This is a genomic window from Mesorhizobium sp. (assembly GCF_005063415.1).
GTDB lineage: Bacteria > Pseudomonadota > Alphaproteobacteria > Rhizobiales > Rhizobiaceae > Mesorhizobium.
This window is the reverse complement of the sequence record NZ_SUEG01000034.1, coordinates 30,705-44,591: the sequence shown is the minus strand read 5'-3', so window position 1 is coordinate 44,591 and position 13,887 is coordinate 30,705. Positions and strand designations below refer to the sequence as shown.

The following is a 13,887-nucleotide window of genomic DNA, read 5'->3' as shown; positions in this document are numbered from 1 at the left end:
TCATCGAGCGCTCGCCGTCGGGCGTGACGAAGATCATCGAGCGCGCCGTCGGCGGCTCACCCTTGAGCGGCGTGGTGCCGAAGGCGACGCCCTGCGCATGGATGTCGTGGGCGTAGATTTCGCCCAGCGCATCGTTGGAGACCTTGCCGAAGAAGGCGGCGCGGCCGCCAAAGCTGGCGACGCCGGCCGCCGTGTTGCCGGCACTGCCGCCGGAGGCTTCGATCGCCGGACCCATGCGGCTGTAGAGCAGTTCGGCGCGTTGTGTGTCGATGAGGTTCATCGCGCCCTTGATGATGCCGTTGGTCTCGAGGAATTCCTCGTCGCACTGGGCGATGATGTCGACAATGGCATTGCCGATGCAAAGCACGTCATAATCCGGCATCAAAATCTCCGCCAAAACCCGAGCCGGCTTCTTGCCACGCCGGCCGGGCGTGGTCTCGCGAGTTGAAATGGGTTGCCGCATGCGCTTGATCCAGCCGCCCTCACGCAGCTGCCGGTCCGGCTTCACGCAGCAAATCGTCAGCTTTGTCCGTCTTCTCCCAAGTGAACTCAGGCTCTTCACGCCCGAAGTGTCCGTATGTCGCCGTCTTGCGGTATATCGGCCGTAAGAGATCAAGCATCTTGATGATGCCTTTCGGTCGGAGATTGAAAACCTCGAGAACAAGGCGCTCGATCCTTTTTTCCTCGATCCTTGCGGTTCCGAAGGTATTGACCATGACAGAAACCGGACTGGCCACGCCGATCGCGTAGGCAAGCTGAACCTCGCAGACCTCCGCAAGGCCGCTTGCAACGATGTTCTTCGCGACATACCGGGCGGCATAGGCCGCCGAGCGGTCAACCTTGGATGGGTCCTTGCCCGAAAAGGCACCGCCGCCGTGACGCCCGGTCCCACCGTAGGAATCGACGATGATCTTCCGTCCTGTGAGGCCGCAGTCGCCGGCAGGCCCACCGACCACGAACCGCCCTGTTGGGTTGACCAGAAATCTGATCCCCGAAGTATCCAGGTGGGCCGGCAGGACCGGTTTTATGATCTCCTCAATGACGCCTTCGCGGACCGTGGCTTGTGAGACCGCTTCGTCATGCTGCGTTGACAGGACTATGGTATCCAGCGCCACCGGGCGGAGCCCTTCGTAGCGTACCGACACTTGAGATTTCACGTCCGGACGCAGCCAGCCAAGCTGTCCCGCTTTCCGGACCTCGGCCTGTCTTTTCGTCAAATGGTGAGCGAGTTGGATCGGCAGGGGCATCAATGTATCCGTCTCGTTGCATGCGAATCCAAACATGATGCCCTGATCCCCTGCCCCTTGCCCGAGATCCTGCCCTCGTCCTTCATCAACGCCCTGGCTTATGTCGGGCGACTGCTCGGTGAGGGCCAGAACGACGGCGCAACGTCGACCATCAAAGCCAATCGCATCATCGTCGTAGCCAATATCGAGTATCGTATCGCGGGCGACTTGGCTGTAATCGATGTGGGCATGGCTGGTGATCTCGCCAGCCACAACGACCATCCCCGTCTTCACCAACACTTCACAGGCGACGCGCGCCTTCGGATCGGTGCGCAGGACCGCATCGAGAATGGCATCGGAGATGTTGTCTGCCATCTTATCGGGGTGTCCCGCGCCGACGGATTCGGAAGAGAACACGAACTGCCTGGTCATAAAAATGCCCTCGCTTCAAGTGCTGGAGTTAGTGAGGAGTTTCTGGATTGGGGTGGCTTATCGGTCGGGGATGCCGGGAACATCGAACGCAGTGCAGAAGTCGGCAACGTCTCTTCGTACGCTCGCATGAACTTCCTGGTCATCGGGCTGGCGGCAGACCGAGTCGATGAAAGCGGCGATCTGCACCATCTCCGTTTCGCGCATGCCCATGGACGTCACCGCTGGTGTCCCTAAGCGGATGCCGCTTGTCAGCGCCGGATGCCGCCGGTCGCCCGGGACCATATTGAAATTCGCAATGATGCCTGCACGCGATAAGCGCTCCGCATAGGCTTTGCCTGACAGCGACCGGTCCCGAAGATCAAGGATCAGCATGTGATTGTCAGTGCCCCCGGTGACGAGTTCATAACCTCGCTCCAGAAGTGCCTGGGCCAGAGCCTTGGCGTTGTGGACGATCTGCTGACCGTAGACACGAAAGGACGAGTTCGCTGCTTCCTGCAAAGCGACGGCAAGCGCGGCGATAGTATTCATATGCGGTCCGCCTTGCAGAAGAGGGAACACGGCGCGGTCTATACGTTTGGCCAGATTGTGTTTGCTCTTCGGATGATGGAGGGGCTGATAACGGTCTTCATTCCTTGATAAAATGAAGCCACCCCGGGGACCGCGGATCGACTTGTGAGAGGTGCTGGTGACCACATCGCAATGGGACACGGGGTTCGGATGCACTCCTGCGACAACCAGGCCGCAGATGTGGGCGATGTCAGCCACCAGATACGAGTTCACCTCCGAAGCAATTTCGGCCATTGCCGCGTAGTCAAAAATACGCGGATAAGCAGTTCCGCCGACCCAAATTAGCTTCGGGCGTTCCCGCTTGGCGGTCTCGCGCAAGTGGTCATAGTCAATTTGCTGTGTCTTTTCGTGCAGCCTGTACGGGACGCGCTGATAATCGCTGCCGGAAAAATTGACGGACCAACCGTGAGTCAGATGGCCGCCTTCGGGTAAAGGCAAGCCCATGACTTTGTCACGGGGGCTCAAAAGCGCGCGATAGACAGCCTGGTTGGCTGGCGAGCCTGAATAAGGCTGGACGTTGGCGTGTTCACTGCCAAATAGCGCTTTCAGGCGCTCGATCGCGAGGGTCTCAAGCTCATCGACGATCTCGTTTCCGGCGTAGTAGCGCGCACCGGGGTATCCCTCGGCATACTTGTTGGTGAAAATCGACCCGGTCGCTTCCAACACCGCCGAGGAGGCAAAGTTCTCGGAGGCGATCAGTTTGAGAGTTGTCCGCTCCTGACGCTCCTGTCTTAGAAGCAGTTCGTGAACGCGGGAGTCGACGGCGGCTAAGTGAGGCCGCCCGTAAGTGTCGGGCTGCGCGATGGCGCCGCCGGCGGAGTTATCCATGGTAGTCGCGCTCCATTTGGACTGATCTATTTCACGATCAAGCAGGCGGTCCCTTCAACCGCGCGTCTTGTATTGCTTCCAGGCGTTGTAGGTCTCTTTTATGATGGCCATCATCGTGGGGCAGGAGATCGACCACCAATTGAGCCAGCTCGCCATCCTTGCCTCCTGCTTGCATATGGTACGAAGACTGCGGACGTTGTTCGTTGCAGCAAAGAAAGTTGGCTCTGACCAGCCGCCGAACGTGGCGTCGAACCTGCTCGCGAGGCAGACCGGTAATATCGGCCAGCTCGCCGACGGTTAGATCCGCATGCGCGCAAAGGCCCAGGATTCGAAGGCGATCAAGATGCGCTGCCGTCCTTAGGCGATTTACCAGTGTCAACATTGGTTGGCATCAACCCGGACGGGATGCAGCAAGCCGCTAGCCCTTCTATCCCCATCAATCCGCATGAGACCTCTCTCGTCATTTGCTGTAAATCCGCTGGTATGGATGCTAATGGAAGATAGATCACAGTCCTTTCTACGACTAAGACGCCAGATATTGGGGCTAATGTACCACCTGACAGGAGACTACACTCACGAACATTATGTGAATTTTTTTTAACGTTGCTGAGAATCAAGGGGGAGGTTTGGCGAATGTCTCGCCGTCGACTGTCGAATCCTGCCCGACGGGATTATAGGGTGCGTAGCCTGCTTGTCCTTTCCACATGACCAGCGACGATGGGGCGAAGGCGGCAGACATAGCTCTGGAGCATGCTGCGGTATCTTTGGCCTGAAGCCGAGGAAGGCGGACCGTGGCTTCCGCGCCGCTGCCGGGAGCCCGCGAACAGGCCAAGTGGATCAGCCGGGTGTTGCCGTCATAGAGCGTGAGACCCAAAGCTGGCCAGCCGCGCCCTGAGGCTGACGCACCGCTCAGCGTCCACCTTGCTCTCGAAGCCCATCGGCATAGCGCCGATAACGACTTGACCGCGTGCGTGTCGACGAGCGATCGGTGAGCGCAAGGATCGAGGGTGCAGTGCAGGATAATGCTGTTTTAAATCAGCGCTGTTTTCAGCCGACTGCCTTGAGCGTGGCACGAGGATATAGGCCCAAGGCAGGAGATCATCGTCTGCTGTTCGGGAGGCCGCCCTGGGCGCGCGACAGCCGTTCCTTCGGCTGCGCCGCTCCGCCACCATCCGCGCCGTGCCTTCCGGAGACCATTCCCGCTACGGCCGGCGCCCGTGAAAACCTCGACCCGGCGCACCGGCTCGAGATGGCTGGGCTCAGCGTAACTCTGAAGTCGTCATATACCGAAGTCTTCACAGACTTCGGACATCCCCCTCACAGTCCGATCCAGATGGCGTCAGGAACACCGCTTGCGTTGATGCGGATGAACCCCTGCTTGTGCCACAATGACCCTTATGTCAGCGCGCGAGCCAAAGCTTCCGCGCAAGGCGACGGCTAGGATAAGGCAATGCCGACGAAGGGCACATTGCTTGCCACACTCTGGAATGATGGCATGCTCGGAAGGCCTAGGCTTTGCTCAGGGCCGCCTGCAAGGCGCGCTTTGAGGTTATTCACATAGCCTTCTGCGTAGTCCTGCGCCGTCGAGACCGAAAGATCAATGCCTGCCGCCAAGGCCTCTTCCATCAGGTGCTTTACGAGCCCATTTCGAATGGCCAGCTTGACCTCGGGGCCTGCGATAAGGCCGATCGCCTGCGCGGCCATATTGAGGCCAGCTTCCTCCAGCGCTCGCTTCATATCGCCTCCGTTAATGGCCGTACGCAGGAGATTGGCTGCTTGCGACTCAGCCTCGAGAACCATCGAGGCAAGATCGGCTACTTGTCCGAGGCCCGGAATGAAGCTGAGCAGTCCCACCGCCGTTGCCGCCAAGTCGAGCACTTTCGTCTCGATTTTGAGCACGGAGTCGACGACGTGCATGACGGCCCCGCCGTTCTTTTTGGCTGACTTAATGTCAGGCTGGTCCATCAGGCCCATCTTCATGTCCGCGACGGCATTCTGCTCTTCTGCGGTTTGGGCGCCGTGGGTGATTGGCTGCTGAACGTTGCGGTTCGCAGACGACATGTTTGTGCAAAAATGGGCAAAGTCTTTTTTGCTGATATTGCCGGAATCAACCGTATGCCCGCCGCCAAAGTCGAAGAATTTATGATGGGTCTTATAGCCCGTGATCGAATTGTTCAGGAGGCCAAACAAAAGAGGATCTGAAAGGAGCTGAGAGGCTGCTTCCCGCACTTTCGGATCAAGGCTCTTGTCGTCTTTCATTTTCGCCAGTTTGTCGCGAGTCAGAACACCGCTTCCAAAGAACGTGTCCTGATGGTCCTTGATCATCTCGACCGTATTCAGCTCAGTTTGCGTGAGGCTCATCGACGATGAGGCGACTTGCAGGAAATCCTCTTTGTGCATCTTCCCTTTCGAGCCACCGCACAACTGGTTCCAAGCATCGGGGTGATCGAGGAAATATTGCGCCGCCGCAATGACCTGGGGCGGAAATTTGCCGTTTTTCGATTCGCCGCCGACCATTTTCTTGAACTCATCCAGACTCAGGTCCTTGGACAGATTTTCGGAGTACCGGTAAAACTCCCGCAAGGCATCGCTCAAGGTCATGACCGAAGGCTGCAAACCTCCGCTGCCGTCGGATGGTATGTAGTTCTGCTCGTAGCTTCGCGCTTGGGCTTCCTGAAATGCAGCAACTTGTGGGTGGTGGTTTGAAAATCCGGCCAAGTCCTTGGCGTTGATCTTGCCTCCACAGCGGCCGTCGCCCTGCGAGCCAATCGCATAAAAAAGTCCCGAATCCTGCTGCAGTCCCTGGATCGCCGCTTTCAGATCCGGTGGCGTAGAGGGATCATTGGCTTTGTCGGTCAACGACTTCCAAGTAAGCGGGCATTGGTCCTTGTGACGGTTGAGTACCGCAACAATCTGCAACTCAGCCGTGGTCAGCGACCCACCGTTCCACGTGATTCCGGGGCTCGGCCTGGGAGCCGGCTCGATCTTCGGAGTGACGCCGAGCAGATGTTGGGCTTCAGTCGCCTTGGAGCGTTGCGATTGGTCCTCCTTGAGAGCCGCCCTCATATTTGGCGGCAGCAGATCCAGTGGGTGTTGCTCCAAGCCATTCAATGTCAAGACATCCGGTGCCAGATGGCCCAAAGGGTCCTGCCGCAATTTATCCATTGTCGAATCAAGATTCGACGCTGGCAGATCCCCTTGCGCGAAAGAGCCGGGCTTGTCTGCCAGCACACAAGTGGACAGCATCGCTTCGAAGCACGATGCACTTTGCTGATGCTGGGTCGCAAAATGGGAAACTTTCAGGCCCGGCCAACCCCTTGCGGACTGTAGCGAATTTGAGCGGTAGAAAGTTGAAAGATTACTGGCCGACATTATGCATCCTCAGACGTGACGTTGAAATCCCCACAAGAGACCCCGACAGAAGATCCCTTGCGTTTCACAAAATTCGACAATTCCAAGCGTCGGCAGGTCACGAATGCGCCTGCCCTGCCTTCAATTGCTGTGTTCCGGGCCGGCTCCAAGGTTCGGTCCAACACAATGGCCGGAGTCACCGCGAGAGCTGCCGGGACTCATCATGAGCGGATTAGCTTTCGAGAAACTGACGAGTTTGCGAAGAGTTCACAAAGGGGTAGCCGCAGTCATGTTCTTCAGAGCTGCGGGAAATCCTCAATGTTCATTTCTTGCCCAGCTCAGGCTTCCCGCCAACGCTATCCTGTTGTGGGATGTCAGAAGAATAAGAAGCATCCGGTCGTCCGTCGCGAACGACCGTAGTGGAGGAGCCGCGAAACAAGATCAGCACTGATTCCTTTGGCGTTGCCGCTATGTGAGTCTGCGCCTGCGCCTGCGCCACCAAGCCGTTAAAGGTCTGCTCCACGAGTGCGACGAAGCGCGGTGGACCGGAAACGAAGACGAGGCCATTGCCTGGCACGGGTTTGACCACATAGCGCTCGTCGGAGATATCAAGCTTGTCGAGAGCCCCCTTGAACGCATCGAAGCGAATCGACGTCATCAAAAGCATTCGAGTTTGCGATTCTTGTGCAGCAGACACATAGAGCACAAGGCCGTCATAGTACCATTGTAGACCGTAAAGGTTCGTCAAGCGGTCGAGGAACGCGCGCGGTGGCAAATCAGGCATACGTCCGCGAATTCGCCCCTTCACCGCAGGACTGATGTTGACCCTGATATTCAGGTTGTTGCCGAATTCCTGCAACGCTGCAGCGAGCTCCTGATCCAGAACCGTGTATCTATAGGGTGTGGCCGGAAGGGACAGCGGGACTGCATGCGCCGGGTGAATCCCGGTGGACAGAAAAAACCCGGCACAAAGAAGTCTCAAAACATGCAGGGTGACGGGTTGGATAAGCGTTCTCGGCATGTCGCACTGATAAACCAAACGCTGAAATCATCACAAGTGACTAAATTGCCGAAGAGATTTTAGATTGTCGAAATGACGCCGCCGTTAGTCAGCTTGTTGTCAGCTTGCCCCCCTAGGAGTGTTGCGCCGACACCGGGTGATGAATGGGCGGGGCTCGCCCGGTCAGAGAGAGCAACCGAGTCCTTACATGATGATGCCTGTCACGTCGATCTCTGCCACTCTAACGGCTGGCCTCCCCAGGGTCGGATCACCGTCGATTGTCGAGCAGGCCCAGTTTGAGCGCGCCTTAGGGCATGCAGCCGACTCGCTGAAAAACGATGCCGCCGCGGGGCCAGCGAGTGCGGCGCCAGTTGCTGCGGCGATGGATGTTCAGCGCGCGGCTGCGCCGACGAGCGGCATGGGCGATCGCGTGTTGCAGACGATTTCCTCCCTATATCCACACAACACTGTTTCCTTCCCCGCGCTCGACCATGACATAGCCCTTTCGAAGGGCGCTCTACCGGGACCGGCGCAGAAGCTTCCCGTTCCAGGTGAGGCGGGAACCGGAATCTCGGGCATTCCCCAACAAGGGCAAGACTTCGAAACGATGATGGCTGGTCTTCGGGATGTTTACAACGGCGTCACCCAGGTGGCGCTTATCTCCAAAGGCGTCAGCGGCGTCACATCATCCGTGAATAAACTTTTGAAGGAAGGCTGAACCGCGCGCATGATTGGCTTGGCCGAGGGCGAAATCATGCGTGGCCTGTCAGGGTGGCGGTCGGTTAGACTTGTCATGCTGCCAGTTCTCGTCGCCCTCACTGCTTGCAAAGCCGACCTCTACACGCAATTGCAAGAGCGTGAGGCAAATGAAATGCTCGCACTTCTTGAAGACAACGGGGTCGCCGCGATCCGGGTGGTCGCCAAGGATGGAACCAGCACGATCCAGGTTGACGAAAAGCTGCTCGCCTTCTCAATCAACCTTCTGAACGCCAAGGGGCTGCCGCGCCAATCCTTCAAGAACCTCGGTGAGATATTCCAAGGATCAGGCCTGATTGCCTCGCCGACCGAAGAGCGTGCCCGTTACGTGTATGCCCTGAGCGAAGAGTTGTCGCGGACGATCAGCGATATCGATGGCGTTTTTTCTGTACGTGTTCACGTCGTGCTGCCGCATAACGACCTTGTGCGAGCCGGTGCCACGCCATCCTCGGCCTCGGTGTTTATCAGGCACGACGCAAAAACAAATGTCGCGGCTCTGCTGCCAAAGATAAAGATGCTTGTAGCCGACAGCATCGAAGGCCTGTCCTACGATAAGGTGGAAGTGGTTTTGGTGCCGGTAGAACGGTCCGCACACGAGCAACGGCCCGATCCGACTGCTGTTTTGCCACAAGCATCACTACCTCTTCCTGCGCCACTTCTGGCGACCGTAACAGGTTTTGCCGCAGCCGTATTCGCCGTGGCCTGTTATCTCTTGATCGGCGTTGTTACGCGTCGGCGCAAGCAATCAACCGGCGTTTCCAAGGTCGAGGGGCGCCGGGATGCTTCTGCTGTCGAGGCCATTCGCAAAAGAATGCCTGCAATTGGACGTGGGTGACATCTCATTGCCAATGCCTATACAGACCGCCCGACCTGATGGTCCGCACTTTACGGGCGCGAGCGAGCTTGCGGCTTCGGCCCATCCAACCCGTCTTGCGGCGCGTCTTGATCCAGCGTTATCGGCCGAAACGTTAGTGAAGTTGCAGAAGTGTTCCAGACTGCATCCAAGGCTGGCAGAATTGCTGGGCAACGATGACGTGGATCTGAACCACATCGGCTGCAGGCCGGACCTTCTACGCGGGCATGATCCATATCGAGCTGCCCTTCTTGCTGGTAGTATCTGGCATGCCCGTTCGCTGGTCGCGTTTGTCTCTCAGCCTGAGCTTGCCATCCTTGTTAAACGCATCGGCGTGGATGCACACGCATTCGGAATCCGACACCTGCTGCATGCTGTTGACAAAAGACTGATCTCGGACCCAGAAAAACTCGCTCAGCAAATCGAATACGATGGACACGCATGTCTTGGGGCTTGGCTCCAGGACAGTTCAGCGACCGAGCGTAACCGCGTGCTTCTTCGATTGCCCGAGGGGACTGCCGCGGAGACTCCAGCACCTGAGCATTGGACCGCCGCCGGCCAATTGCTTTCACTTGTAGTAGCTCATTTTGAGACAGAGACCCCGGTGAAATGACAGTCGAACTTTCCGAGGGGCCAATAGCGCCGCAGATGCGTCCAGTCGGACCACTGATACCCGCGAGCGAGCTCGAAACCTGGCACAGCGCCGCGCAAGCCCTTGCCGCGGCAGAACGGCATCGGCAGCGCGTTCGAAACTGGGCACGCGCGGTTTACCAGCGGGCGTGGGCGCGCGGCCACATGGAGGGCTCGAATGCAGGCACCGAGGAGATGGCAGGGTTGATTGCGGAGACAATCTCCGAAATCGCGCGACGAAAGGCGGCTCTGGAGCAGGAATTGCCGCAGCTCGTGATGGAAATATTGAGCGATCTTATCGGCGCTTTCGATCCGGGCGAGCTATTGGTGAGGGCTGTTCGTCACGCCATAGAGTGTCAATACAGCGGCGCCGACGTTTGCCTTCATGTTTCTCCCATGCAAGTCGACATGCTTGCACGAGAGTTTGCTCGATGCGACGGCCAGGATGGTCGACCAAGGGTGCGGATCGAGCCCGACCCGACATTGTCGCCGCAACGCTGCGTGCTGTGGAGCGAGTACGGCAATGTTGACCTTGGACTTGACGCCCAGATGCGCGCGCTGCGCCTTGGTTTCGGGACGCTCTGTGAGAAAGGCGAGCTATGAGAAAGCCCGTCCCAGAACATAACGCTGACGCCGACACTCGAGCTCTCGTTCCAGCAATCTCGTCTTTGAGGGCTGCGGCCAAGCGAATTGACACGCGTGCGGTGCGCGGTCGGATCACGCGGGCTATCGGCACACTGGTTCATGCCGTCTTGCCAGACACTCGTATTGGGGAACTTTGCCTCCTAGAGGACCCGCGAACCGGGCTGTCGCTCGAGGCCGAGGTGATCGGCCTGTCGGGTGATGGTGTATTGCTGACACCGATCGGGGACTTGGTGGGCCTATCCAGCCGCGCAGAGGTCGTGGCCACTGGCCGAATGCGTGAGGTGCCCGTCGGCGGCGATTTGCTCGGTCGCGTGATCGACAGTCGTTGCCGCCCATTGGACGGCAAAGGCGAAATCAAGACCGTCGAAACTCGGCCCCTGCATGGCAGAGCCCCCAATCCGATGACGAGGCGCATGATTGAGCGGCCATTCCCGCTTGGGGTCCGTGTCCTCGATGGTCTGCTAACGTGCGGCGAGGGCCAGCGGATCGGGATTTATGGCGAGCCAGGTGGTGGCAAGTCGACGCTGTTGTCACAGATCGTAAAGGGTGCCGCCGCTGACGTCGTCATAGTGGCGCTCATAGGCGAACGTGGACGGGAAGTTCGTGAATTCATCGAAAGGAATCTTGGTGAAGAGGGCCTTCTCCGTACAGTCGTCGTGGTTGAAACATCCGACCGCTCGGCGGTAGAGCGTGCGCAATGCGCTCCAATGGCGACTGCGCTCGCGGAATATTTCCGCGATCAAGGCCTACGCGTTGCTCTCATGCTGGATTCGCTGACGCGCTTCTGCCGCGCTATGCGCGAAATAGGCCTTGCTGCGGGTGAGCCGCCGACGCGACGGGGCTTTCCTCCTTCCGTTTTTGGCATGCTGCCAGGCCTGCTCGAGCGCGCCGGCATGGGTGAGCGGGGCTCAATCACGGCCTTCTATACGGTGCTTGTAGAGGGTGATGGCACGGGTGATCCAATCGCCGAGGAATCGCGTGGTATTCTCGATGGCCATGTCATCCTCTCACGCGCTATTGCGGCGCGATCGCATTTCCCCGCTATTGATGTGCTGCAGAGTCGCAGCCGCGTCATGGATGCAGTCGTTTCGGGGACACATCGCAAGGCAGCATCCATTTTCCGCGAGCTCCTGTCGCGCTATGCCGAGACCGAGTTCTTGATCAATGTTGGCGAATACAAGCCAGGTGGAGATCCCCTGACTGACCGGGCTGTCGCGTCAATCGACGAACTGAGGGAGTTTCTGCGCCAGAGCGAAGATGACGCGTCAGATTTCGAGGAGACGGTCGCATGGATGTCGCGTCTGACCGCGTAAACTGGATTCAGTCTTCGAGGTTACGGCTTCTGAAGGAAATGCAAGAGCGTCGTGCCCTTGGCGAGCTGTCCAAGAAGGAAGCCCAGCGCGATGTGGCCGCCTCAGCCGTACAAAATGCCTCTAGGGAGCTTGCAATGATACAGCAACATTGTTCAAGAAAAGAAGCAGCGCTCTATCAGCATCTGATGTCACTCGACAACTTGTCTAGCGCAGCGCTCGACCGTCACCGCCTTCACACTGAACAACTTGCCGCTGAGATCAAATCCAGACGGCAGATGCTTGATGATACCCAAATCGCTCAAGAGGAGGCTGAGATGGCGGCGTCCAGGACGAGGGAGCTATGGGTCATATGTTCGGCGGCAAGGGACAAATGGCAACAAATCGAGGACGACGTGCGGCGCGCCGTCGAGACTCATTCGGAGGCCGCAGCCGAGATCGAGGCCGACGATGAGATACTGCTGAAATATGCGAGGGGGTCGCTTGCCTAAATGCCGCGCAACCGGATCCGACGGTCGCAAGAGGTCGTCCGAATGACACGACCGTGCAGTCTTTGATAGGCGCTGTGGTCACACCCGCCATGTTCGAACCAGTTCTGAAACTGTCCCACACGGTTGTCTCGTGGCTCAATGATACAGCAGCGCCGCGCACGCCGTTTCAAAGCCGGATCAACGAGGTGCCGCTATCGGTGCGAACGGCAGGGCTTGTCTGGCAGCAGGAACCTGCTGCCATTCCGATGCTTGACTGCGTCTGGAGAGTGGGAGCCGAAACGGTCATCTTGTCACTGTCGCGCCCGCTCGTAGAGGAGTTCATCACGACAGTGCAGAACGGCTTGGCCTTCCCTTCCGAGCCAACTGCTTCGCTAATTCTCGAACTCGCTCTGGAGCCGCTTGTCACTCGACTGGAGGAGACGACGCGTCTGAACGTGCAACTCGTGCGGGTATGCGAAGCCACGATGCTGGCTCCTCATCTTGAACTCGACATCATTTTCGGCGCGGTCAAGGGCAAGGGCCGTCTATTCCTGTTCACGCCACTTGACGGCTTAGTACCGCCTGCGTTTCGCGCGCTAGGCGAACTGCTTGCCCAGTTGCCGCGGCAGCTGGGCGGGCTGCCTCCAGAGCTCCCGCTCATTGTTGCAGGAGAGGTCGGCACGCTTCGCCTTCCTGCGGCGCTTCTTCGAAGCGCATGTGTCGGTGATGCATTGTTGCCCGATATTGCGCCGTTCGGCCGCGGCCAGATCACCCTAGCTGTCGACCAGTTGTGCGCCGAGGCGGATCTTGACGGCGATGAATTAATCTTGCGGGGGCCTTTCCGCCCGCGACCGTGTCCTTTGGAGAGTGCGCATATGACACAACCCGGATCGCAACTGGAGCTTACTAAGGATCTCGACGATGTCGAGATCGTGCTTGTCTTTGAATGCGGCCGCTGGCCTATTTCTCTTGGGGAATTAAGAAGTGCCGGCGAAGGGCATATTTTTGAACTTGGATGGCCGATCGACGGCCCGGTCGACATAGTGGCCAATGGTCAGCGTATCGGGCGTGGCGACATTGTCCGCATCGGAGAAGAGCTGGGCATCAGGCTGCGTGGCGGGTTTGCATGCAATGAGTGAAGCTCAGCCGACAATCCTGGCGCTTCTTGCGGTTACCGCCGGACTCGGTCTGCTGGTTTTAGCAGTTGCCACGACAACGGCCTTTGTAAAGGTATCAATTGTTCTTTTCCTCGTCCGCAATGCGCTCGGGACCCAGACCATACCACCCAATGTGGTGCTGTACGCCGCGGCGATGATCCTCACTATGTTCGTTAGTGCGCCCGTTGCTGAGCAGACCTATGACCGCATGTCGGATCCCAAGCTCCACTATCAGACATTCGACGACTGGGTAAGCGCCGCTAAAGCCGGAAGTGAGCCCTTGCGCGAGCATCTCAAGAAATTCACAAATGAAGAGCAGCGGCGATTTTTCCTATCTTCGACAGAAAAGGTCTGGCCAGAGGAAATGCACGCTGCAGCAACGCCTGATGACTTTGCAATACTTGTACCATCTTTCTTGCTATCAGAATTGAAGCGCGGATTTGAGATAGGATTTCTACTTTATCTGCCTTTTATTGTTATAGATCTGATAGTGACAACTATCTTGATGGCAATGGGTATGTCGATGGTCTCACCAACTGTTATATCTGTCCCGTTCAAGATCTTTTTGTTTGTTGCCATTGATGGTTGGTCAAAATTGATGCATGGGCTTGTGCTGAGTTATACGTTACCGGGAGGCTGATCATCACTGAATCCAGCATCAT

General features: G+C 57.9%; 14 protein-coding genes. 8 read left to right on the top strand and 6 right to left on the bottom strand.

Features of this window, described 5'->3' with window-relative positions; all coding sequences use genetic code 11:
• The 6 genes from E5W70_RS12055 to E5W70_RS12030 all read right to left on the bottom strand — a co-directional run.
• The coding region (locus E5W70_RS12055) for a PfkB family carbohydrate kinase (RefSeq protein ID WP_292658055.1) at window positions 1-382 on the bottom strand (382 nt) is incomplete at its 3' end.
• 100 nt (window positions 383-482) lie between these two features.
• On the bottom strand, window positions 483-1,658 hold the full coding sequence (gene metK, locus E5W70_RS12050) for a methionine adenosyltransferase (protein WP_063169265.1): 1,176 nt from the start codon (window positions 1,656-1,658) through the stop codon (window positions 483-485).
• A gap of 57 nt (window positions 1,659-1,715) precedes the next feature.
• Window positions 1,716-3,053 carry a serine hydroxymethyltransferase gene (glyA, locus tag E5W70_RS12045; protein ID WP_063169266.1) on the bottom strand — a complete coding sequence of 446 codons (1,338 nt, stop codon included), beginning with the start codon at window positions 3,051-3,053 and terminating at the stop codon, window positions 1,716-1,718.
• A 37-nt stretch (window positions 3,054-3,090) separates the two neighbouring features.
• The gene (locus E5W70_RS12040; RefSeq protein WP_082826567.1) at window positions 3,091-3,435 is read right to left on the bottom strand and encodes a helix-turn-helix domain-containing protein; all 345 of its coding nucleotides are present in this window, start codon (window positions 3,433-3,435) and stop codon (window positions 3,091-3,093) included.
• A gap of 1,055 nt (window positions 3,436-4,490) precedes the next feature.
• A complete protein-coding gene (locus tag E5W70_RS12035; RefSeq protein WP_024505366.1) occupies window positions 4,491-6,425 on the bottom strand; it encodes an HrpF/NolX family T3SS translocon protein in 1,935 nt (644 codons plus the stop codon).
• 301 nt (window positions 6,426-6,726) lie between these two features.
• Entirely contained in the window at window positions 6,727-7,425 is a 699-nt protein-coding gene (locus E5W70_RS12030; RefSeq protein ID WP_024505367.1) for a secretin N-terminal domain-containing protein, read from the bottom strand.
• A 187-nt stretch (window positions 7,426-7,612) separates the two neighbouring features.
• Here E5W70_RS12030 and E5W70_RS12025 point away from each other — a divergent pair, with 187 nt between their 5' ends.
• The 8 genes from E5W70_RS12025 (at window position 7,613) to sctR (ending at window position 13,865) form a co-directional block, all read left to right on the top strand.
• Window positions 7,613-8,122, top strand: a complete 510-nt coding sequence (locus E5W70_RS12025; RefSeq protein ID WP_024505368.1) for a nodulation protein NolB — start codon at window positions 7,613-7,615, stop codon at window positions 8,120-8,122.
• A 9-nt stretch (window positions 8,123-8,131) separates the two neighbouring features.
• Window positions 8,132-8,995: a type III secretion system inner membrane ring lipoprotein SctJ gene (sctJ, locus tag E5W70_RS12020; RefSeq protein WP_024505369.1), complete on the top strand. Its 864-nt coding sequence runs from the start codon at window positions 8,132-8,134 to the stop codon at window positions 8,993-8,995.
• On the top strand, window positions 8,940-9,626 hold the full coding sequence (locus E5W70_RS12015) for a nodulation protein NolU (RefSeq protein ID WP_292658052.1): 687 nt from the start codon (window positions 8,940-8,942) through the stop codon (window positions 9,624-9,626). The genes sctJ and E5W70_RS12015 overlap by 56 nt, the downstream gene beginning before the upstream one ends.
• Window positions 9,623-10,246, top strand: a complete 624-nt coding sequence (sctL, locus tag E5W70_RS12010; RefSeq protein ID WP_024505371.1) for a type III secretion system stator protein SctL — start codon at window positions 9,623-9,625, stop codon at window positions 10,244-10,246. Before E5W70_RS12015 ends, sctL begins: the two co-directional genes overlap by 4 nt.
• Window positions 10,243-11,601, top strand: coding sequence for a type III secretion system ATPase SctN (sctN, locus tag E5W70_RS12005; protein WP_024505372.1), 1,359 nt, complete (start codon window positions 10,243-10,245; stop codon window positions 11,599-11,601). The genes sctL and sctN overlap by 4 nt, the downstream gene beginning before the upstream one ends.
• Window positions 11,577-12,089, top strand: a complete 513-nt coding sequence (locus E5W70_RS12000) for a hypothetical protein (protein WP_292223163.1) — start codon at window positions 11,577-11,579, stop codon at window positions 12,087-12,089. The genes sctN and E5W70_RS12000 overlap by 25 nt, the downstream gene beginning before the upstream one ends.
• 89 nt (window positions 12,090-12,178) lie before the next feature.
• The gene (gene sctQ, locus E5W70_RS11995) at window positions 12,179-13,207 is read left to right on the top strand and encodes a type III secretion system cytoplasmic ring protein SctQ (RefSeq protein ID WP_292658048.1); all 1,029 of its coding nucleotides are present in this window, start codon (window positions 12,179-12,181) and stop codon (window positions 13,205-13,207) included.
• Window positions 13,200-13,865, top strand: a complete 666-nt coding sequence (gene sctR / locus E5W70_RS11990) for a type III secretion system export apparatus subunit SctR (protein ID WP_029354851.1) — start codon at window positions 13,200-13,202, stop codon at window positions 13,863-13,865. Before sctQ ends, sctR begins: the two co-directional genes overlap by 8 nt.
• Window positions 13,866-13,887 lie beyond the last annotated feature (22 nt).

Coding starts and splice junctions, on each gene's coding strand:
- sctQ (WP_292658048.1), top strand. CDS start 12,179: ATGTTCGAACCAGTTCTGAAACTGTCCCACACGGTTGTCTCGTGGCTC.
- sctJ (WP_024505369.1), top strand. CDS start 8,132: ATGATTGGCTTGGCCGAGGGCGAAATCATGCGTGGCCTGTCAGGGTGG.
- sctL (WP_024505371.1), top strand. CDS start 9,623: ATGACAGTCGAACTTTCCGAGGGGCCAATAGCGCCGCAGATGCGTCCA.
- glyA (WP_063169266.1), bottom strand. CDS start 3,053: ATGGATAACTCCGCCGGCGGCGCCATCGCGCAGCCCGACACTTACGGG.
- metK (WP_063169265.1), bottom strand. CDS start 1,658: ATGACCAGGCAGTTCGTGTTCTCTTCCGAATCCGTCGGCGCGGGACAC.
- E5W70_RS12030 (WP_024505367.1), bottom strand. CDS start 7,425: ATGCCGAGAACGCTTATCCAACCCGTCACCCTGCATGTTTTGAGACTT.
- sctR (WP_029354851.1), top strand. CDS start 13,200: ATGAGTGAAGCTCAGCCGACAATCCTGGCGCTTCTTGCGGTTACCGCC.
- E5W70_RS12035 (WP_024505366.1), bottom strand. CDS start 6,425: ATGTCGGCCAGTAATCTTTCAACTTTCTACCGCTCAAATTCGCTACAG.
- sctN (WP_024505372.1), top strand. CDS start 10,243: ATGAGAAAGCCCGTCCCAGAACATAACGCTGACGCCGACACTCGAGCT.
- E5W70_RS12025 (WP_024505368.1), top strand. CDS start 7,613: ATGATGATGCCTGTCACGTCGATCTCTGCCACTCTAACGGCTGGCCTC.
- E5W70_RS12000 (WP_292223163.1), top strand. CDS start 11,577: ATGGATGTCGCGTCTGACCGCGTAAACTGGATTCAGTCTTCGAGGTTA.
- E5W70_RS12015 (WP_292658052.1), top strand. CDS start 8,940: ATGCTTCTGCTGTCGAGGCCATTCGCAAAAGAATGCCTGCAATTGGAC.
- E5W70_RS12040 (WP_082826567.1), bottom strand. CDS start 3,435: ATGTTGACACTGGTAAATCGCCTAAGGACGGCAGCGCATCTTGATCGC.